The organism is Paracandidimonas lactea, from assembly GCF_021653995.1.
GTDB lineage: Bacteria > Pseudomonadota > Gammaproteobacteria > Burkholderiales > Burkholderiaceae_B > Allopusillimonas > Allopusillimonas lactea.
In genome coordinates this window covers 12,458-33,404 of record NZ_JAJJOZ010000013.1, presented here as the reverse complement: position 1 = coordinate 33,404, position 20,947 = coordinate 12,458, and the positions used below count along the sequence as shown (strand labels likewise).

Below are 20,947 nucleotides of genomic sequence, written 5' to 3'. Positions count from 1 at the left end.
CATTTATCCGGCCGCTCCGCCCTTATAGGCAGGCGTACTGGTCGTCTATGATTGGCCTCCTGGCTTCACCTTACGGATCTGCGAGGTATCGCTGACTTTTTCTGCCCTTACATCGCTTTCCTTCTTGCATGAGCTCATGCTTTTCATCATGAACATCATCGATAACGGGCAAATAAGAATTAGCAGGAATGGTCCGGCCGCCGAAATAAGCTCGCGCGCGGCGGGCAGCGTGATATAGGCGATGGCGAGCAATATGCCCAGCCCTACACCTACTTTAATCATGGTTTTCATATCGCATTTCATGTTCGAACTCCTTGAATACCGTACGCGGACGAGGTCCATTCCCCATGCGCTATTGCACAGGGCACTACGTCGCGATTACGTCAGAGCGCAGCCGATAAAGCCGGGGGCCTATCGCGTTGCTCAACGCTTCATTTAGATTGGGGAGGGTCTGCTCAGCGCCATTCTGAGGCCAACGTGCAGGCGTTATGACCGCCCGTTAAAGCCGAATGGCGTTTGTCGCTCAATCCAGCGATTCAAATCTGGAAGCTACAGTGCAGAATAGACAAGGATGAATTGCGTCGAGAGTGACGAATTGTTGGAGCGGTGGGAATAGCCGTCACAACGGCCTGAAAGGCCGGCACGACGTGTGGTCTCGCAAGCACGAAGCCGGAGTCCGGATACGAAGGGATAGAGGTCTCTGAGCGTGGTATCCACGCTTGAGTAATGCAGGTATCGGTGCCCGCCTGGTCTACGAACAGGCAGTTCGAACCGCCAACCGAATAAGCGTCGGTGCTCGATGGGCAGGGCATATGCCCTGTTGCCCTCTCCAGCGTCTGCACCTGCATGCTGCTGGGCAGCGTGCAAGCTTGCGCAGACTGCGCCAGCAAACCAAACATCAGGACTGCGATAAACGCAATGCCAATGGAGAGGTTGCGCGAGACGTTTCTCATAATACGGTAGTGACTTTCGGTCGACGGATCAAAACAATAAGGCAATAAGGCAAGTATGGTGAATACGGCAAACTCTAAACCTTGCCACAGTGGGAAGGTCAAGCCCTTCTGAAAAAAATTTGCAGCATTAACCACACTATCTCAATGTGCACCGTATGCATTGACCGCATGAGCCTCTTTGACCCATAATTCCTCTTGATTGCAATTCTCATCGATCATGTACTTCCTGCGTCCCAGAACCCACCGATTATTGATTCTAGTGTTGTTCGCAACACTATTATTTTCGCGTGTGGCGTTAGCGAGCTACGTGTGTCCGTTGCCCCAGCTCCAAGCCATGGCTGCGGTCTCGCAGATGAAGAGCACTGACTGCACCGAGTCCGAGAATCATTCGACAATGATCGATGAAGCGCAACCGGCACTGTGCGCGCAGCATTTTTCCGATGAGAAGCAAGCAACGGGGGCTGCCACGCAACCGTTGGCGTCCGAACCGGCCTTTTTCATTGCCTATCCCCTCCCTCTTCCTCTCTTGCCGCAGGCGTGGCCAGTCGGTGCCTATGGCTTGGCTCCGGATGAAGGCGTCAAAGAAGAAACACTGTTTCTCCTGACGCTTAGACTGCGTATTTGATCTGACTCCGACTTTCGTTCCCAGGCGTACTGCTACTGCCGTGTCCTGGTTTTCGTTCGATTTTCGGAGTTACCCATGTTTGAACTCGTACGCGCGCTCGCATCGCAGCGCGCCACTATGCGCGGCCGCGCTCTGTCTGCGCTGCTGGCGCTCGCCAGCGCAAGCGCCTATGGCCAGGGCGTCGGCCTGACGCTTGAGGCGGCCCTTTCCCAAGCCACAAACCGCTCGGCGGCCATACAGGCCAGTCAGGCGTCCGTGCTCGCTAGCACCCATGCGGTCGTCAAGGCCGGTGAGCTGCCCGATCCTGTGCTTAAAGTGGGTATCGATAACGTGCCCATCGATGGGCCCCAGCGCTATTCAATCAGCCAGGACTTCATGACGATGCGTCACATCGGCATCGAACAAGAATGGGTGTCCTCGGACAAGCGCGAACGACGATCAAGCCTTGCAAATCGCGTTCTCGACAAGGAACGGGCGGGCGCTCTAGCACAATTCGCTAACACTCGCCAACAGACAGTGATCGCTTGGCTTAACGCGGCGTATGCACAACGTGCGCTTGAACTGTCAAGGGCCTTAGTAAATCACATGACACATGAGCTAGCCGCGACCCGAGCTTCCTATCAAGGGGCTGAGGCGAGTGCCGACGATGTGACACAAGCGCAAATCATGCTATCTCAAGCCGAAGACCAGTTGCTTAAGGCGAAGCAGACGTCGCGTTCAGCTTTGATCGCACTGAGTCGATGGGTTGCGTCGCCGGTCGATGGAGTTTCGGGCGATATACCGCAGCTGGAATCCCGCGTGAGTTCCCTTACATTGGAAGAACTCAATCAAGTTCAACCCGCGCTACTCACCGCTTGGCGCGAGATATCGGTCGCCGATGCGGACACTTCGGTCGCCAGTAGCAACCGAACGCCGAACTGGACCTGGGGGGTGACTTATCAGCAGCGGGGAAGCCAGTACTCCAACATGGTTTCCGTCGGCGTGAGCATTCCACTACCCATCTCGCGAGAGAACCGACAGGATCGGGATGTGGCTGAAAAGGCCGCCCTAGGCAATAAGGCGCGTTTGATGTTGCGCGAGAGCCAGCGCGAGGTTCAGGCCAATATCCAAAACCTATCGACCTCGCTTGCCAATGGGCGGGAACGGATTCGTAATCTGAATCGCAGCTTGCTGCCTGCAGCCGAGCGGCAGGTTCGGCTCATGACCGCCGCGTACAAAGCCGGCACGGGAACGCTGGCCAGCGTCTTTAATGCCAAGCGTTCTCAATTGGACGCCAAACTTCAGATCGTGGATCTCGAGCGCGATGTGGCTCAAATCTGGGCACAGCTCGAGTACCAGGTCATACCCAAGAACATTTCGCTCGGTCAATAAGGAATAGACATGCGACAAACTAACTGGGTGCGCGCCATGGCGACGCTCATTGCGGTGGGAACACTGCTCGGCATCGGCTACATCTTGGGATCGCACCGTACACGGGGCCCCGGGTCAGATTCTGCGCTGGCCGCTACCGTCGGCGATAAGGGGGAATCCAAGACGGATAGAAAAGTCCTGTACTGGCATGACCCGATGGTGCCGAGTCAACATTTCGACAAGCCCGGCAAATCGCCCTTCATGGACATGGCGCTACAGCCCGTTTATGCGGATGAAGGCGGGGCGGCAGCCGGCATCAAGGTTGATCCGTCACTTCAGCAAAATCTAGGGATACGCTATGCAAGCGTGAAGCGCGAAGAAACCAAGGAAGGTTTTGACGCCGTGGGCACAACGCAGTTTGACGAATCCCAAGCTGACGTAATCCAATCGCGGGTGACCGGCTACATTGACCAGTTGCACGCCAATGCGCCCATGCAGCGGGTCCTCAAGGGCGCTCCTATCGCCTCGTTATTCGTTCCGGGCTGGCTCGCGCCGCAAGAGGAATATCTTGCCTTGAAGCGCGGCCACGCTGACTCAGGCCTGTTGGCAGCATCCCGTGCACGCATGCGCGCCATGTCCATTCCCAACGAAATGATCGCTGCGCTTGATCGAACTGGAAAGGCGCAAAGCCATATTATCTTGAGGGCGCCGGCGACGGGCGTAATCACTGAACTGAATGTGCGCAACGGTGCAATGGTCACACCGGGCCAAACGCTCGCCAAGATAGCGGGTTTGAGCAAACTTTGGCTCGTGGTCGAAGTGCCCGAATCGATGGCGTTGCAGGTGCGCCCAGGCATGGGCGTGGACGCCGTGTTCGCCGGTGATTCAACACAACATTTCACGGGGCGCATCCGCGAAATTCTGCCCGGAATCAGCGCCACCAGTCGCACGCTTCAGGTGCGCCTGGAAATCGACAATACCGACTTCGCAATGACACCGGGAATGCTGATGCGGGCCCATATCAGCGCAGCCAAAGCAACGTCACGCCTGCTTGTGCCTTCGGAAGCGGTGATCACGACCGGCAAGCGGTCTGTAGTGATCGTCAGAAATGAAAATGGCGGGTTAGAACCTGTAGAAGTCACGATTGGTGATGATATAGGCAGCCGTACCGAGATAGTGAGCGGCCTGAAGGAAGGCCAACAGGTGGTGGCATCGGGTCAGTTTCTGATTGACTCGGAAGCCAGCCTTAAATCCGTCCTGCCCAAGCTCCAAAGCAATGCGAGCGATGGTGCGAGCACGGCCGCCGCTATGCCGTCCACGCCCACCTCGAGCTACGAGACAACCGGTAAAGTCGAGCAAGTCACGGCCACTGGCATCACGTTCTCCCATCAGCCGGTTCCCGCCCTAAGCTGGCCTGCCATGACGATGACGTTCAGCAAGCCTTCTGCAACTGCGTTTCCAGAGGTGAAGATAGGCCAGACAGCTCGCTTTGCTTTTAAGCAGTCAAGCGACGGATACGAACTGACCTCCGTAGAGCCGACCACTGGAGCCGGACAATGATTGCGCGCCTGATTCATTGGTCTATCTATAACCGGTTCCTGGTGCTTTTGGCGGCCCTCGTTATTACTGCGTGGGGCATCTTCTCACTTTTGAACACCCCGGTCGACGCATTACCCGACCTTTCCGACACCCAGGTGATCATTAAGGCGTCCTACCCTGGCAGAGCGCCACAAGTGGTCGAGGACCAGGTGACCTACCCGCTTACCACCACTCTGCTCGGCGTTCCGGGGGCCAAAACCATTCGGGCGTATTCGTCGTTTGGCGATGCGTTCGTCTATGTCCTGTTCGATGACCACACCGATCAGTACTGGGCGCGCTCGCGCGTGCTGGAATACCTGAATCAAGTGCAGAGCCGATTGCCGCAAGGCGCTACGGTTTCGCTCGGGCCAGACGCGACCGGCGTAGGCTGGGTCTATGAGTACGCCTTAGTAGATCGCACCAGCACGCACGACCTAGGGCAACTGCGAGCGCTTAACGACTGGTTCTTGAAATTTGAACTCAAAGCGGTGCCGGACGTCTCCGAGGTCGCCTCCATCGGCGGCATGGTGCGCCAATACCAGGTGGTGGTGGATCCTGATAAGCTGCGCGCCTATGGAATCACCCTCGCGACGGTCAGCGAAGCGCTGGGCAAAGCCAACCAGGAGTCGGGCGGCTCGGTGGTCGAACTGGCCGAATCCGAGTATATGGTGCGTTCTTCGGGGTATCTGCATTCCCTGGAGGATTTTAGGAAGATCGTGCTTCGCACGAATGAAGCCGGGACACCGGTCTTGCTGGATGATGTCGCGCGCATCCAGATCGGGCCGGAAATGCGCCGAGGTATAGCCGAGCTGAACGGTGAAGGCGAGGTTGCAGGCGGCGTCATAGTAATGCGCTCAGGAAAAAATGCATTGACCACTATCGACGCGGTCAAGAGCAAACTGGCCGATCTAAAGAGATCTTTGCCTCCCGGCGTTGAAGTCATCACGACATACGATCGCTCACAGTTGATCAAACGAGCGGTGGACAATTTAACGCACAAGCTCATCGAGGAATTCATTATCGTTGGGCTAGTCTGCGCGCTATTTCTTTTTCATTTGCGTAGCGCCCTGGTGGCCATTCTCTCTTTGCCATTGGGCGTGTTGGCCGCGTTCATCGTGATGCGCTATCAAGGCGTCAACGCCAATTTGATGTCACTCAGCGGCATTGCCATCGCGATCGGCGCGATGATCGATGCAGCGATCGTAATGATAGAAAACGCACACAAGCATCTCGAAGCGTATGAGCAGCAGCATCCCGATAAGCCCATTACGCCAGCTCAACGTTGGGAGCTAATCGCAACCTCGACGGCGGAGGTCGGACCGGCCCTCTTCTTTTCGCTGCTCATTATCACGCTGTCGTTTATCCCGGTTTTTGCGCTCGAAGGGCAAGAAGGGAAACTGTTTGCACCTTTGGCTTTCACGAAGACATACTCGATCGCGGCCGCTGCCGGGATTTCGGTCACGCTCGTGCCGGTGCTGATGGGCTACTTCATTCGCGGACGCATCCCGCACGAGATGTCCAATCCGCTCAATCGCGTATTGATTTGGATCTATCGGCCGTTGCTTGAAGCGACCCTGCGGCATCCTTGGGCGGTCATTGGGGTCGCGCTAGTAGCGCTGATGCTGACGCTGGTTCCCATGTCGCGCCTGGGCAGCGAATTCATGCCGGCACTCGATGAAGGCGACCTCTTGTATATGCCCACGGCCCTGCCCGGAATCTCAGCTCAAAAAGCCACCGAGCTCCTGCAGCAGACCGACCGGATGATTAAAACGGTTCCTGAAGTGGCGACCGTCTTCGGTAAGTCTGGCCGGGCGGACACTGCCACGGACCCGGCCCCACTCGAAATGTTCGAGACCACCATTCAGTTTAAACCTCGCGACCAATGGCGCCCGGGCATGACGCCCCAAAAGCTGATCGCTGAACTTGATCAAACCGTCAGAGTGCCGGGCTTGACTAATGTTTGGGTGCCTCCTATCCGGAATCGTCTGGACATGCTCTCCACGGGGATTAAAACACCGGTCGGGGTCAAAATTTCAGGTAGCGACCTAGCGCAAATCGACAGCATCGCGACGCAGGTCGAAGCAGCGGTAAAGACTGTGCCAGGCGTGACCTCGGCATTGGCGGAACGTCTCAATGGTGGCCATTACATCGATATCGATATCAACCGCCTTGCGGCGGCTCGCTACGGGCTTGCTATTACCGACATCCAATCAGTCGTCTCTTCAGCCATTGGCGGTGAGAACATCGGCGAGGTGATCGATGGTCGGCGGCGCTTTCCCATTAACGTTCGATACCCGCGCGAAGTTCGGGATTCTCTGGAAAAGTTACGCCGGATTCCTATCGTTACCGACAGAGGGGCTCAGATTTTGCTCGGCGATGTTGCGGACGTGAAGATTTCCGATGGTCCGCCCATGATACGCAGCGAAAACGCCCGACTGACCGGGTACGTCTATGTAGACATCCAAGGCGCCGATCTCTCGGCCGCAGTCAAAGCGATGCAGCAAGCCGTAGCCGAGAAAGTCGCGCTGCCAGCGGGATATTCGATCGCCTGGTCCGGGCAATTCGAATACCTGGAACGGGCCGAAGCAACACTACGAATGGTGGTGCCCATGACGCTCGCGCTGATCTTTGTGCTGTTGTTTCTTACCTTCCACTCGGCGGCTGATGCGCTACTGCTGATGCTGACCGTTCCGTTCGCGCTCGTCGGGGGCTTCTGGCTGATCTGGATGCTCGGTCACGCCATCTCGGTGGCGACCGCCGTTGGGTTTATTGCGCTCGTCGGCGTGGCGGCCGAATTCGGTGTCGTGATGCTGCTGTACTTAAAAACAGCGTTAAGCACTCGTCTACAAGCGGGTAAAACGCTCACCGAGTCCCTTCTGGTGGAGGCAATACGCGAGGGAGCTGTGCTACGGGTCCGCCCCAAAGCCATGACCGTCGCCGTGGTTCTGGGCGGCCTGTTCCCAATTATGTTGGGACAAGGTACCGGTTCGGAAGTGATGCAACGAATCGCCGCGCCCATGATCGGTGGCATGGTCACGGCACCTCTTTTGTCGATGTTCGTGATTCCGGCCGCGTGGTTCTTGTTGCAACGACGGCGTCTTAACCACCCCAACTCAAATCGTCACTGACATGGCGTACCTCTGGCACACAACTGCCATCCTTTCACTTTGGAGAAATGCTTTATGAATACATTAACTAGTCGTGCCATTGCGATCAGCTTGGCACTGGGAATGACCAGCGCCGTTTACGCAACCGAGGGCATGAAAATGGATATGGACATGAATAGCGCCAACGGTATGAAAATGGACATGGGCGCGAGCGCTGATCCAACAAAATCAACCAAATCCATGAACAACGCGCTGGACGATGGCGTCGTTAAAAAAGTAGATCGGCAAACCGGGATGGTGAGCATTGAACACGGCGAGCTTAAAACCGTCGGCATGCCTGCGATGACAATGGCCTACAAGGCCAAAGATGAGGCGATGGTCAAGCGAGCCAAAGAAGGCGAGAAAGTAAAATTCCGTCTGGAAAACCTGAATGGTACCTATACCATCACTGCATTGGAAAAGCGGTAATTAGTGTAAATCGGGCGCCATCCCAGCCACAGTGCGATGGCGCTTCTTTCAATGGCTCGCAACCATGGCTGTTTCAGTTTGGCTACGTTCCCATGGAGGCGCCTATCTTTTACGAATCGCTACCTCTCACGTACCCCTGTCGTCCCATGTCGCTTTAACACATGACAAAAATGTAATGCGCTAGAACACAAATTAGTGCTTGGAAAGCAGTAGGTATATGGCATTATGGAATATGCGTTGCCGCGTTCCTCTTAGACCCTAGGGGCAATCGCCTCGTCCAGAGGCTCGGTTTGCCGCTAACGCATGGAAAGGTTCTTATCGTCATGGCGCAGAACAACCTTAAACATCACCCCAACCGCAATGTGAAATTACAGGGTTTAGGACCACAATACACCGATCCGGTGTGCGGTATGCATGTAACAGCAGACTCTCCTCACCACGTTGAGCACGAAGGCAAGTCTTTTTACTTTTGCAGCGAGAAGTGTCTCGCGAAGTTCAATAGCGATCCAGAGAAATTCATTTCACCAACGAAGAACCATGATGGTGATGATATAGCTCTCGAGCAACCGACCGGGACGATATACACGTGCCCCATGCACCCGGAGATTCGCCAGGATCATCCAGGAAACTGCCCAAAATGCGGCATGGCGCTTGAGCCGCTGATGCCTAGCCTTGAGGATGACAACCCGGAGCTGAAAGATTTCACCCGACGATTCTGGTGGACCCTGCCTTTTACCATCATTGTCACCGTTTTGGCCATGTTTGGTCACCAGTTAGGCTGGTTCAGCGTGACTGCCCAAACTTGGATTGAGCTGGTGTTATCGATGCCGGTAGTATTGTGGGCGGGCCAGCCCTTTTTTGTGCGGGGCTGGCAGTCGGTGATCAACCGCAGCCCCAACATGTGGACGCTCATTGGCCTTGGTACAGGTGCCGCGTTTATATATAGTGTCATCGCCACTGTAGCGCCTGGCGTTTTCCCCGAAACGTTCATGTCCATGGGCCGGATTGCCGTCTACTTCGAGGCCGCAGTGGTCATCATCTCATTGACCCTGTTTGGCCAAATCTTGGAGCTGCGGGCACGATCGCAGACTTCCGCTGCCATCAAATCGCTGCTGGGGCTCGCACCCAAAACTGCTCGTCGTATCAACGCGGATGGTACGGAGGAAGATGTGCCCCTGACGCATGTTCATGAAGGCGACCGCTTGCGTGTACGCCCCGGGGAGAAAGTGCCCGTCGACGGCATTGTCGAAGACGGTGCCAGTTCTCTGGACGAATCCATGCTCACAGGCGAGCCTCTGCCAGTGAGCAAGCGCCCTGGCGACAAAGTGATCGGCGCGACGATGAACACATCTGGCTCGCTAGTGATTAGCGCTGAAAAGGTCGGCTCGGCCACGGTGCTCTCGCAAATCGTGCAGCTCGTTGCGCAAGCCCAGCGCTCGCGCGCGCCGATGCAACGGATGGCCGATCAAGTGGCCGGTTATTTTGTCATGGCGGTCGTGGTCATCGCCATCATCACGCTATTCGTCTGGGGTATGTTTGGCCCTCAACCGAGTTGGGTATATGGATTAATTAACGCTGTGGCCGTGCTGATCATCGCCTGCCCCTGCGCACTTGGCTTGGCTACGCCCATGTCCATCATGGTGGCGACCGGTCGAGGCGCCACGCAAGGAGTGCTGTTTCGCGATGCGGCGGCCATCGAAAACCTTCGCAAGGTCGATACGCTGATCGTTGATAAGACGGGTACTTTGACGGAAGGCCGGCCTATGTTCGAGCAAGCCATTCCTGTTGGCGACACAGAGGCTGACGAAGTACTGCGTCTGGCGGCAAGCCTCGATCAGGGCAGCGAGCATCCCTTGGCAGACGCCATTATTAATGCCGCCCGTGAGCAAGGCCTAGTCCTCGGTGCCGTCAGCGATTTCGAATCGGGCAGCGGCATCGGTGTTCGTGGTCAGGTCGACGGGAAAGCCCTAGCACTGGGCAACACCGCCCTCATGCAGCAAGAAAGCATCGATGTGGCTGAGGTAGCTGACACGGCAGAATCTTTGCGGGCAAAGGGTGCAAGCGTCATGTTCTTTGCAGTGGATGGCCAATTGACGGGCCTGCTGGCAGTTTCGGACCCGATCAAACAGAGCACGCCGGAGGCCGTGCGCGATCTCCAGAAGGCCGGGATCCGCGTGATCATGGCAACCGGCGACGGTATTGCAACGGCCAAAACCGTTGCGCAGCAACTGGGAATCGATGAAGTGCATGGTGAAGTCAAGCCAGCTGACAAGCTGAACCTCGTCGCCAAGCTTCAGTCTGAAGGACGGATTATCGCCATGGCCGGCGACGGGATTAATGACGCCCCTGCGCTCGCCAAAGCGGATGTCGGCATTGCGATGGGTACCGGTACCGATGTGGCCATGAACAGTGCTCAGGTCACCCTCGTCAAAGGTGACCTGCGCGGGATCTCGATTGCTCGCCACCTGTCGGACGCAACAATCGCCAATATGAAGCAGAATCTGGGCTTCGCATTCGTTTACAACGCCCTTGGCGTGCCATTAGCTGCTGGGGTCTTGTACCCGTTTGTGGGCCTGTTGCTTTCGCCCATGTTCGCCGCATTGGCGATGAGCTTGAGCTCAGCATCGGTCGTTTTCAACGCCCTTAGACTGCGCAAGTCGGTATGAATTCCATAGGTCAACTATGTTGATTTGGGCCTGATCGTTTGCGTCAGATACAACGTTTAGTTCATGCCAGCGATGGACCGACCGTCACCATGGCGGAGTCCGAATGAGCGGCTTAAGGGCATGGCGCATGCTGGCGAGTAGCGTACCGTCAATTTCGGCGAACTTACTGGGAAAAAATCATGCACATTCAAGCCAAAGTTGCAGGCCGTGCGAACACGCTCGCGTTGCGCCGCCTGTTGCCATTGCTGCTGGGAGCCAGCATGGCGGCCATCTCGTTTTCAGCGCCTGCTCAAACGACAATGACTCAATCGAATCAACCCGCCATGAATTCGGAAACCGCCAAGAGCGGTATGTCCATGGATATGCGGGGCTCCATGATGGAAATGCGCAAAAGCATGGATGCCATGAAGCCCTCGGGTGATATTGATTATGACTTTGCCGCCATGATGCGGGTTCACCACCAGGGCGCTGTAGACATGGCCGAGCTAGAGCTGAAAAAAGGTCAAGATCCTGAGATGAAACAGATGGCCAAAGAAATCATCGCAGCTCAGAAAAAAGAAATCGCGAAGTTCGATGAGTGGCTTGCAGCGCATCCAAAGCCATCGAAATAGCGTTCTTGACGGGTCTTCGGGTAGCGCTTAAGCCTCGTTATTGAGGTGAGGATGGCACTTCAAGCTTGTCGGCATACTTGATCATGATGTCGCCCATGGCACGCATCATCTCGCCATGCATCTGCATCATCACTTTACTATTGGCGCCACCAGCCGCGCCCATCATAGGACAGCTGCCCATCATCCCCATCATGCCGCCGCCCATCATGCCGCCGCCCATCATGCCGTGATCGTTCATCTTGCCTGGCTTCATATCGCCCATCTGGGCTGCGGCACCATTCTGCATCATGTCTGATTCAGCTTTCATGCCCGTGGTGGTGCCATCACTGCTGGACGTCGCTGCTATGCTTGCGCCGCCTACACCCAATAAGAGCGCCGTAATGGGTGCAATCAACAATACTTTCATATTCATTTGAATCTCCTAAATTCAGAAAATTGATTTTTTACAAACCAGCTTGAACTTATGATGCAAGAAAGATGTAGGTATAGCTCGTGGAGATGTTTTCCAACGTCAGAATAACGGAGGCATACTAATCACGGCGTACTCGGCTATATCGTTCTTGTCTGTAGATTTTAGTCCTTGGAAAACGGTTTACCGTTAAAGTCCACAGTAACCAGATTGCCGTCCAGCTTGCCCATGCCTGGCGCATTCAACGGCATGCCAGGCGCTGAGACGCCTTTTACCGAAGCGTCAGCGAGTAACTTGTTGACCGCATTGGCCGGCACATGTCCCTCTATGAGTTGGCCTGTAGCTTCCACTACGCCCGTATGACATGAACTGAGTTTCGACGGCACACCGAGTTTTTGCTTGACTGAAGCCATGTCGGCCGTTTTGATGGCTGTAACATTAAAGCCGGAATCCCGCATATGCTCGACCCACCCGGTGCAACACCCACAGTTAGGATCCTGATAGACCGTGATGGCCGTGCCCGCAGCATGGGCAAACGATGATGCGGAAGCCAAGGCAGCCGCTGCTAGCCATAATTTCATGAAACCTGCTCCAGCAAAAATGTAAATCTTGAATGATTCATACTATAGATAAAGACCACGCTCGGGCAGTTTAGTTCTGTCGTTGCAAGGTAACTTCTTTTTGCGCTTTCAGGACCTTGGGCGGCCAGCTGCTCTTGATATAAGCCAGTACCGCAATGATCTCTTGATCGCTGAGGATGTCCCGATACGCGGGCATGTCGCTGACATAGCCTGGCGGCGCCGTTTTCCCAGGAACCAGGCCGTTTTTCACCATATCGACCAACATCGCATCGGGATGGTGCCAGGTATGCCCGGTCTTGTCGTGCGGCGGTGCGGGTAGCCTGTCATTGGGCATGCGGTCACGCCAGTTCGGCTGCCCTTGCAGGGACTCGCCATGGCAGGCTGCGCAGTTGTTCGCATAGATGGCCTTGCCGTGCATCACAAGGGACTGATCCGCAGGGTCAATGAATGCCGGGCCAGATTGTCGCATCGTGGTGTAAAGGATGGCGGCGGCACCGATGATGACGACACCGGCCACCCCGAAAATCAATTTTTTATGCGACATTTCTATGTGATAAATCAGCTGACTTTTACCTTGCCGACCATCCCGGCCTCCATGTGGCCCGGTATCAGACAGGCAAAATCTACGGTGCCCGCCTCGTCGAACTGCCACACCAGGCCACCAATCTTGCCTGGCGCCAATGTAATCATATTCGGTTCGGCATGTTTCATCCCAGGCATCTTCTGCATCTCAGCCGCATGGGCCTTCAGATCGGCCATGGAGCCGATCACCATTTCATGAGGGATTTTCCCCGTGTTCTTAATAAAGAAGCGAACCGTCTCGCCTGCACGGACCTGGATGTCACCCGGCGTAAATCGCATGGTGTCGTCCATCGTCAGCTCGATGGTGCGAGTAACTTTGGCCGGGTCGCCGGGCTGGCCGGTTGGCGAAGGTTTCGACATCGTGGACATATCGTGCCCCGGCATGCCATGCGCCGGTGCGCCATGTCCCCCGGCATGGTTGCCTGCAGCCAATGCGAGGGCTGGCAGCACGCTCAAAGCCAGAATAGAAAGGGTCTTTTTCATTCGAATACTCTCTTAGAGTTTGTTTAGGCAGGCAGCCGTTTCAAGCCGCCCGTAGAGAAAAGGCGACATCAAAAACGAAAGCTCAGACCGGCCACAAAACGGGTTTCCTGCTTGGAGTCGCCCGCTGCCCGCGCGTAATCCGCCGTTTTTCCAAACTTGCTGGACCATTCGACGCCAACGTACGGGACAAACTGACGCGTGACTTCGTACTTGAGGCGCAAGCCCGCTGTGCCGTCCGTCAAGCCGCTACCAATGCCCCAGCGTTCATCGTCCTTGCCATAGAAATTCATCTCAACGCTTGGTTGGAGATACAGTTTCTGAGTCAACAGGATGTCGTACTCCGCCTTCAGCGCCAAAGCGGTGCGGCCGCTCGAGCCGACATAGGCCGTGGCATCGACTTCAAACCAGTAAGGCGCTAACCCTTTAAAGCCAAATGCCAACCATTCCCGGTTCGGCACGCCTTGGCCATGGTCGAATCGCACGCCAAGTTCCGTATCCCAGAACGTTGAAACCGCATGGCGCCACAGCAGTTGCGTCTCGGACTCTTGCAGCTTACCGCTTGCCACTTCGCCTTCCGCCTTGATCACGGCGCGGTTATAGGTGCTTCCATACCAGGCTTCCCCTTCATAAGCCCCCCATTCCTCGCCTCGCGCTCTAACGTACTCCAACCGATCGACGTTGACCGAACCGAAGTTATGCATGTCCGACATGATCAGTGCGTCTGACGGGGGCAAAGCATACTTGCCGGCATTGCGGACGTAGCCGTCGGAGTAGGCATCCGGATCACGGGCATCTGGCGGCGGCGATCCGCCCTGCATTTGCATATCGCCGTGATCCATTTCGCCACTGCCATGATCCATCGCGCTCATGTCGTGGGCAGAGGCCGGCGCATTAGAGCTGGACTGACCGTGCATCATCCCCGGCATGGCGGAAGCATCTTTGCTCGTTTCAGGCTGCTTCATGGGCATCTTCATGGCGTCATGGCTTTGCGCTGGGACTTTCCCCGCACCATGATCCATACCGGACATGTCCGTCGAACCGTGATCTATACCTGGCATACCCATGGAGCCATGATCCTTATCGGACATGTTCATAGAGCCATGGTTCATGTCTGAAGCCGTCGCTGGTGCACTGACCTTTGGCGGTTCCGAGGTGTGATCGGCATGGCCCGCATGCGTCTGCCCATAGGCGAGCACGGGCATCACTCCCACTGTAGCGATGGTCGCCGCAAGAAACTTCTTCTTCAATTGATTATTCACGGCCAGGATGCCTAACGTTTCGTTCATTGTCTTCATGCCACCACCACTTCGCGAAACATCCCTGCATCCATATGGAGCATCAGATGGCAATGCCACGCCCAGCGTCCGAGCGCATCGGCAGTCACAAGAAAGCTGATACGTTGAGCCGGCTGCACGGGTATCGTGTGGCGCCTGGCCTGGAATTGTCCATCGGGCGCTTCGAGCTCACTCCACATCCCGTGCAGATGCATAGGGTGCGTCATCATGGTGTCGTTGTGCAAGATGACTCGGACCCGTTCGCCATAACGGAAATGAACTGGGGTTGACTTTCCGAACTCCACTCCGTCGAACGACCAGGTATAGCGCTCCATATTTCCGGTCAGATGGAGCTCGATCTCACGCTCTGCGCTGCGCGGATCCATTGCACCGCCCACGGTGTGCAAGTTGGAGAGTGTGAGCACGCGCCGTCCGTTGTTACGCAAGCCGATGCCGGGATCGTCCAGGTTGGTGCGCGGCATATCGACCCGCATATCGATGCTGGGCCCATACTCGGTCCTGGCGTGGCGTACCTGGGTGTTGGCGCCAGCCGCAGACATCGCGCTGTGGTCCATGCCAGCCATGCCTGCGTGATTCATCCCTTGCATGCTGCCGTGGCTCATCCCCGCCATATTGCCGTGGTTCATTCCTGCCATACCGCCATGACTCATGCCTCCCATGGAAGATTGGCTGGCTGCGCCATGACTCATTCCCGCCATGCCCCCGCCCATAGCGCCCATCATGTCCGCCATGGTCAACCATTCCACGGGGTCAAGCGCCGGTACTGGCGCTTCGAGACCAGCATGCGTGGCTAGCGTACCGCGCGCATATCCCGTGCGGTCCATTGCTTGCGCATAAACGGTGTAAGCGTCGTCCTTGGGCTGCACCAGCACGTCGTAGGTTTCCCCGGGCCCGAATCGGAACTCGTCCACCGTAACGGGCTCCACATTGACCCCGTCGGCTTGAACGACGGTCAACTGAAGGCCCGGGATGCGTACATCGTAGAAGGTATTAGCCGCTCCGTTGATAAAGCGCAGCCGCACCCGCTCTCCAGGTCGAAATAGCCCCGTCCAGTTGCCCGCTGGCGTCGTACCATTCATCAGGTAAGTCAGCACGTTCGCGGACAAATCGGCCAAATCCGTGGGGCTCATGCGCATCTCGTTCCACATTTTGCGCTTGTCGATAGCCGCTTTCAGACCCATCTGGGAGGCATCCTGAAAGAAATCCACGGCCGTGGGCTGGTTGTAGTTGTAGTAGTCGCCTTGCATCTTAAGCTTGGCCAGGACCCGCATCGGGTCCTCGTCGGTCCAGTCAGAGAGTTGAACGACGTACTCCCGATCCGCGCGTATTGGATCGGCTTGCGCCGGATCGATAATGAGCGCCCCATAGACCCCCGTGGCTTCCTGCATGCCCGAGTGCGAGTGGTACCAGTAGGTGCCGCTTTGCTGCACCTTGAACCGATACGTGAATGCTTCGCCCGGTGGGATTCCGGCAAAGCTGATGCCCGGTACGCCGTCCATCTGAAATGGCAGGATGATGCCGTGCCAATGGATCGAGGTAGTTTCCTTCAGGCGGTTCTTGACGCGAATAGTGATCGTATCGCCTTCCCGCCAGCGCAATGTCGGGGCGGGTAGCGAGCCGTTCACCGTCGTTGCTATGCGAGGGTTGCCGGTGAAATTCACGGGCGATTCACCGATTTCCAGATTGAACTCGGTCCCGCTCAGCACAGCCGCGGAGCCGGTAGTCGTTCCGTCCGATGGGGTTCCAGCGCCGCGGGCAAATGGCGACAAGCCCAGCAACACGCCACCGGCCGCTAATCCTTGGACAAAACGACGGCGGGGTATGGCCGGGAGGGGAACGGCTAGCGTAGTTGGGCGTTTCACGCGAGAGAATCCTGTAATGTGTCTTTAGTTGAGAGCGTCGCCTGCCAACTCATGTTCTAAGCGACAAAGCGTCAGTACGTGACTTTAAGCAGGCGCGGATGTCACACACGTGACGCCCGCATTACTTTTCTGTAATGAAGGAAGATGGCTCTGGATTTATTGCAAAACTTCTTAATCGAGGATAGAAAACAGGACGAAAAGTTGACTGCTTAGGAAATCCGGACGATTCGACCTTGGAACCCGCACCTTCGATTTACTGTGTAGGCCGAGTGATACACTCTCGGTACCTCTCTGGGGAGTAGCCTGCTTTCAACTTCGGTTGAAAGGGTTGCGTCAACATTCTTGGCTCCTGAGCCATGGCGCAAGCGGCCGAAAGGCATGGCGAGACCATAGATTTTTTCGTGCGCTGCCGAGCCGTACGGGAAAATCCATGTGTCGCTCGGCTGGAACTACTCTCGCATGAATTTTTTCTCTACGATGATTCTAGCGTTGGCAATGTCGACCGATGCGTTTGCTGCTGCCGTGGGAAAAGGGACTGCCCTTCGCAATCCTCGCATTTCAGAAGCGCTGCGAACCGGTGTTATTTTTGGTGTGATCGAAGCCATCACGCCGTTGATCGGCTGGGCGCTGGGTTCCATGGCAGCGGAGTTCGTCGCCGACTGGGACCACTGGATCGCTTTCGGCTTGCTTTTGGTTTTAGGCGCATGGATGATACGCAGCGGACTTCGAGCTGACGAGCCCGAGGCCGCTCCCGCAATTCGCCACTCATTTTGGTTGCTTGCGGCTACGGGGTTCGCCACCAGTATTGACGCTATGGCCGTCGGCGTCAGTCTTGCCTTTGTCGACAACAACATTCTCGTAACGGCGGCGGCCATAGGGTTAGCGACGCTTCTGATGGTGACGCTCGGCGTCATGGTCGGCCGCTTGATTGGCAAAGTGGCTGGCAAATGGGCGGAAGTTCTCGGCGGACTCGCGCTGATGGGTGTCGGCGCGGCCATTCTGTACGAACACCTCACCATGTAAGAAGCTGGCAAAGCAGGCGCGGCTGAGTAGCTGTGCCTGATCTTATGTGCTTAGCTCGTTTATTACAACGGTTCCGTGGTGAGCTCATCTTGTATGCTTGGTTGCAGACGGATCTGGTCCGTCGTGATCAAGCTTGATGGGGCGAGCGATATTGGGAGTTAAATTTCCCTTCAATTGCCCATCATCCAGAACATCATAATGCCCATGAAAACGAAAGCCAAAACCGCGAGCAACCCAATTGCGGCCAGCGCTAGGACAACTATTCGTGTGCGTTTGGTTCTCATGGCGTGATGGCCTGTCAAAGCGCTTTTTCGCTACCTAGTGAACGTTGGTTATCGCCTTTGCTAGCCGTTTTGGGCATCGGCCCTTGCATGGACTCGTCTTTCTTTGCTCCGTGGTCGACGTGGCACGACTGCATACCTTTCATCATGAAAAGCATCATCAACGGACAAATCAAGAAGAATAAGAAAGGGCTTACCGCTGCAATCCATTCACGCGCCGTAGGCACCGTCGCGTAGGCCGCAGCGACCAGCACGGCCAGCCCAAGACCGGTCTTCACCATCATTTTCATATCGCATTTCATCGCAGACTCTCCTTGTGGTCAATTCGCCAGCGGTCCATGGACAGGTATGGCGACGAGCCCACTGTACCTTTCCCCCGCTGTCAAATAGATTGCATCGGCATTACATCTTGGTCATGTCCGAAAAAGTAGCTTCTGAAGTAAAAGATTTGTTGCCTCATGTACAAAACACTCGCCCGGCTTTTTTGGCGCCGACTCACGTGCGCGGAGGTTCTGCGTTTACAACGAAGTGGAAAAACTACCGCATCTCATTGACATTGTCACTGTGGGAACGTCTATCGTGCAATTGATTAACGTGATGAGGATCAAGTGAAACAGACAACGCTTCCCGGACCACTGTAATCCTGCTTGAGGAAGTAGACATGCTATGGAAAAAAAATACACGAGTTTGGGCGATGACATCCTGGCTGCTTTCAAGCGCGCGTGTGACGAAGGAGATCTTTTGGTCGCCGAGCATTTATTGCGTGCGCTCGAGACGATGGCTGATCGGGCAGGAGGCGATGAACGAGTGGAGCGCGCTTACCTCCACGTAGCTCGTTCACCGGGAGACACCGAACATCGCCGATAGCCGTCTAATGTCAATGGACGCAATGGTGGCTCGCGAAGCGATCGCCACTTCGTTCTTGCTCTTTCGCTGGCCGAAATTTTAGAGAAGGCCGTAGCAAAAGGTCGCTCTGTCTGCAATCCTTGAAAAATACATCGAAAATCGAATATGACAACTTCTATAGACAGTGCAGCGCAGAATGAGCCGACGGTGAAGTGGCTGGCCTGGTTGCTCGGCAGCTATACGATGTTGGGCCCGTTTTCTATTTCCATGTACATGCCTTTTTTTCCGATGCTGATGGTGAGCCTCGGAGCAACGCAGCTCGAACTTCAACAGACGCTCAGCGCTTACCTTGCTGCCTTTGGGGTCATGATGCTTCTGCATGGACCACTATCCGACGCAGTTGGGCGCCGTCCCGTCATTCTGGCCGGACTAGCCGTTTACTTCGTAGCGTCCATTGGCGGGGCATTGGTCAGTTCGCTTGGTCTGTTGATCTTTTTCCGTACATTGCAGGGGCTCTCAGTGGGTGCGGGCAGCATCGTAGGGCGTGTAGTCATTCGAGATCGGCTCGAGGGGCCTGCAGCTCAAAGACTGCTCGCGCAGGTGGGCATGATATTCGGCTTGGCTCCTGCCATTGCGCCAGTTTTTGGGGGATGGCTGCAGAACTGGTTTCCCTGGCAATCGGTATTCATTTTCATGGCCGTTTTCAGTGCGCTGCAACTGGCGGCCAGCTACTTCTCTCTGCCGGAGACCCTGCCACAGGACCAACGGACATCGATGAGGCCAGCGTCGTTGCTGCGTAGCTACAGCACTGTGCTAAGAAGCAGGCCGTTCTGGCTATTGACCCTCGCCTTAAGTTGTAATTTCATAGGCTTTTTCTTGTATGTTTCCGCCGCGCCTATTTTCGTTGTTCAGTATCTCGGATTAAGTAAGGCAGAATTCGGGTGGCTGTTCATTCCTGCAACGTCCGGCATAATCTTCGGCGCTTACTTGTCAGGGAAACTCGCGAAACGATTCACACCACTGAAGACGGTCAGCTATGGCTGCCTAATGATGGCGGGTGCCACGGTGCTCAACGTGGTGTACAACGGCTTTCTGCCGCCCGTTCTACCCTGGGTCATTTTGCCCGTGGCACTTTATACCGTTGGCATGTCGTTTGCGACCCCAACCCTTACATTGCTGACGCTCGACCTATTCCCCTCAGCACGTGGGATGGCGGCATCCTTGCAAGGTTTTATTCAAACCATGGTCATGACGTTGGTCTCAGGGCTGGTCGCGCCACTAGTAGCCGATTCCGGTCTGGCTATGGCGCTAACAGTGCTCTGTTTTCTTGGGGCCGGCTGCCTGGCTTGGTTTTGTCATACAAGGATGAATCGTTAGTCGATGTACTAAAGAGGAGCACAACGAAGTATTGGTACAAAGCCTCAAGGCAGAATCCAGATTTACGCACGAACGCCGAAGTCGTACCTCCACGACGCGCGCTCTGGGAAGAGGTGACTGTATATCTCCCCCCTACACTGCCTTGGTCGCTCAACACCAAGATCAGTAATGGGGCGCGCAGCCTTGATCATGCGTCAAGTACTGCGCCCAATAAGTACTTCAGTTAGCGCACCGTCTCTAGGGCAACGGTTCTGCGCACGCGGCCCTTCAGGCCTTCTACGCCATCCGCCTGCACTCTTCAGCACATTTGCGGCAAGCCTCGGCGCAGCGCTGGCAGTGATCCATTTGGTGTTTGGCGCATTCATCTGCGCAAGCTTGGCAAACATCCGCGCACAAACTGCAAAGGGCTTGGGCGAATTCACTTCCCCTAGCCATATAACTGACCGCCATGCGGCAAATTTGTGCACAATCCATGTCCAGTTTTATGCAGCGGGCCATGCTGTTAACGTCCTGTTCTCCCAGGCATGAAACGGCGCAGTGGTCGCACTCCGTAGCGCAGGCATAACAAGCGTCTATGCATGATTGAAACTTTTCATGAGGCATATCGATCTCCAAAGAAGTTGAGGTGTGTGGCCACCATCATGCGGTGCCACTTCCCTCATGCAGCAAGTTGGATACCGTACGGGCAGTAATTTGCCTATAAATGCTGGCATTTCCGTTCCAACTCAGCTCTGCGCATGACGGCTTCTGCCGTAGCATTACAATTTTGTAATGCTCACGTCATGTTTCCGTCAGCGACATCGCACTAAAGTCGGACTATGGACGGCAGAACACTCTTCTTTTGTCGTGA

Annotated in this window: 20 protein-coding genes and 1 riboswitch; of the genes, 10 read left to right on the top strand and 10 right to left on the bottom strand. The window is 55.7% G+C overall.

From position 1 onward, the window contains the following. Positions 1-45: 45 nt before the first annotated feature. A complete protein-coding gene (locus tag LOL23_RS17960) occupies positions 46-291 on the bottom strand; it encodes a DUF2933 domain-containing protein (RefSeq protein WP_237174032.1) in 246 nt (81 codons plus the stop codon). Between the two features lie 245 nt (positions 292-536). Continuing rightward, positions 537-1,088, bottom strand: coding sequence for a hypothetical protein (locus LOL23_RS17955; RefSeq protein WP_237174031.1), 552 nt, complete (start codon positions 1,086-1,088; stop codon positions 537-539). 217 nt (positions 1,089-1,305) lie between these two features. Between LOL23_RS17955 and LOL23_RS17950 the strand changes: the two genes are divergently transcribed. The 7 genes from LOL23_RS17950 (at position 1,306) to LOL23_RS17920 (ending at position 11,358) form a co-directional block, all read left to right on the top strand. Then, positions 1,306-1,578 (top strand): hypothetical protein, encoded by a 273-nt coding sequence (locus LOL23_RS17950; protein ID WP_237174030.1) that lies wholly within the window; start codon positions 1,306-1,308, stop codon positions 1,576-1,578. A 75-nt stretch (positions 1,579-1,653) separates the two neighbouring features. Continuing rightward, on the top strand, positions 1,654-2,949 hold the full coding sequence (locus tag LOL23_RS17945) for a TolC family protein (RefSeq protein WP_237174029.1): 1,296 nt from the start codon (positions 1,654-1,656) through the stop codon (positions 2,947-2,949). 9 nt (positions 2,950-2,958) lie between these two features. Further along, on the top strand, positions 2,959-4,488 hold the full coding sequence (locus tag LOL23_RS17940) for an efflux RND transporter periplasmic adaptor subunit (RefSeq protein WP_237174028.1): 1,530 nt from the start codon (positions 2,959-2,961) through the stop codon (positions 4,486-4,488). Further along, on the top strand, positions 4,485-7,634 hold the full coding sequence (locus tag LOL23_RS17935) for an efflux RND transporter permease subunit (protein WP_237174027.1): 3,150 nt from the start codon (positions 4,485-4,487) through the stop codon (positions 7,632-7,634). Before LOL23_RS17940 ends, LOL23_RS17935 begins: the two co-directional genes overlap by 4 nt. Before the next feature lie 54 nt (positions 7,635-7,688). Continuing rightward, positions 7,689-8,081 (top strand): copper-binding protein, encoded by a 393-nt coding sequence (locus LOL23_RS17930; protein ID WP_237174026.1) that lies wholly within the window; start codon positions 7,689-7,691, stop codon positions 8,079-8,081. A gap of 410 nt (positions 8,082-8,491) precedes the next feature. Further along, complete coding sequence (locus LOL23_RS17925) at positions 8,492-10,747, top strand: heavy metal translocating P-type ATPase (RefSeq protein WP_237174069.1); 2,256 nt, start codon at positions 8,492-8,494, stop codon at positions 10,745-10,747. 179 nt (positions 10,748-10,926) lie between these two features. Beyond that, the gene (locus tag LOL23_RS17920) at positions 10,927-11,358 is read left to right on the top strand and encodes a DUF305 domain-containing protein (RefSeq protein ID WP_237174025.1); all 432 of its coding nucleotides are present in this window, start codon (positions 10,927-10,929) and stop codon (positions 11,356-11,358) included. A 37-nt stretch (positions 11,359-11,395) separates the two neighbouring features. Here LOL23_RS17920 and LOL23_RS17915 read toward each other — a convergent pair whose 3' ends face one another. The 6 genes from LOL23_RS17915 to LOL23_RS17890 all read right to left on the bottom strand — a co-directional run bounded on the left by LOL23_RS17915 (position 11,396) and on the right by LOL23_RS17890 (position 16,570). Then, on the bottom strand, positions 11,396-11,770 hold the full coding sequence (locus LOL23_RS17915) for a hypothetical protein (protein ID WP_237174024.1): 375 nt from the start codon (positions 11,768-11,770) through the stop codon (positions 11,396-11,398). Between the two features lie 161 nt (positions 11,771-11,931). Beyond that, entirely contained in the window at positions 11,932-12,348 is a 417-nt protein-coding gene (locus tag LOL23_RS17910) for a DUF411 domain-containing protein (RefSeq protein ID WP_237174023.1), read from the bottom strand. A 70-nt stretch (positions 12,349-12,418) separates the two neighbouring features. Further along, complete coding sequence (locus LOL23_RS17905; protein ID WP_237174022.1) at positions 12,419-12,892, bottom strand: c-type cytochrome; 474 nt, start codon at positions 12,890-12,892, stop codon at positions 12,419-12,421. Between the two features lie 14 nt (positions 12,893-12,906). Further along, positions 12,907-13,413: a cupredoxin domain-containing protein gene (locus LOL23_RS17900; RefSeq protein WP_237174021.1), complete on the bottom strand. Its 507-nt coding sequence runs from the start codon at positions 13,411-13,413 to the stop codon at positions 12,907-12,909. A gap of 68 nt (positions 13,414-13,481) precedes the next feature. Then, positions 13,482-14,708 (bottom strand): copper resistance protein B, encoded by a 1,227-nt coding sequence (locus LOL23_RS17895; protein ID WP_369414150.1) that lies wholly within the window; start codon positions 14,706-14,708, stop codon positions 13,482-13,484. Beyond that, the gene (locus tag LOL23_RS17890) at positions 14,705-16,570 is read right to left on the bottom strand and encodes a copper resistance system multicopper oxidase (protein ID WP_369414149.1); all 1,866 of its coding nucleotides are present in this window, start codon (positions 16,568-16,570) and stop codon (positions 14,705-14,707) included. Before LOL23_RS17890 ends, LOL23_RS17895 begins: the two co-directional genes overlap by 4 nt. 286 nt (positions 16,571-16,856) lie before the next feature. Then, positions 16,857-16,992, top strand: a riboswitch (yybP-ykoY riboswitch). Between the two features lie 37 nt (positions 16,993-17,029). Here LOL23_RS17890 and mntP point away from each other — a divergent pair. Next, positions 17,030-17,593 (top strand): manganese efflux pump MntP, encoded by a 564-nt coding sequence (gene mntP, locus LOL23_RS17885; RefSeq protein WP_237174020.1) that lies wholly within the window; start codon positions 17,030-17,032, stop codon positions 17,591-17,593. A 298-nt stretch (positions 17,594-17,891) separates the two neighbouring features. Here the strand turns inward: mntP and LOL23_RS17880 are convergent, their stop codons facing one another. Next, on the bottom strand, positions 17,892-18,176 hold the full coding sequence (locus LOL23_RS17880; protein ID WP_237174019.1) for a DUF2933 domain-containing protein: 285 nt from the start codon (positions 18,174-18,176) through the stop codon (positions 17,892-17,894). A gap of 364 nt (positions 18,177-18,540) precedes the next feature. Here LOL23_RS17880 and LOL23_RS17875 point away from each other — a divergent pair, with 364 nt between their 5' ends. Both LOL23_RS17875 and LOL23_RS17870 read left to right on the top strand, forming a co-directional pair. Continuing rightward, entirely contained in the window at positions 18,541-18,741 is a 201-nt protein-coding gene (locus tag LOL23_RS17875) for a hypothetical protein (RefSeq protein ID WP_237174018.1), read from the top strand. Between the two features lie 144 nt (positions 18,742-18,885). Beyond that, positions 18,886-20,097 (top strand): multidrug effflux MFS transporter, encoded by a 1,212-nt coding sequence (locus LOL23_RS17870; protein WP_237174017.1) that lies wholly within the window; start codon positions 18,886-18,888, stop codon positions 20,095-20,097. Between the two features lie 276 nt (positions 20,098-20,373). On the opposite strand, the gene LOL23_RS17865 is transcribed toward LOL23_RS17870, so the two are convergent. Continuing rightward, positions 20,374-20,700, bottom strand: coding sequence for a four-helix bundle copper-binding protein (locus LOL23_RS17865; protein WP_237174016.1), 327 nt, complete (start codon positions 20,698-20,700; stop codon positions 20,374-20,376). Between the last annotated feature and the right edge of the window lie 247 nt (positions 20,701-20,947).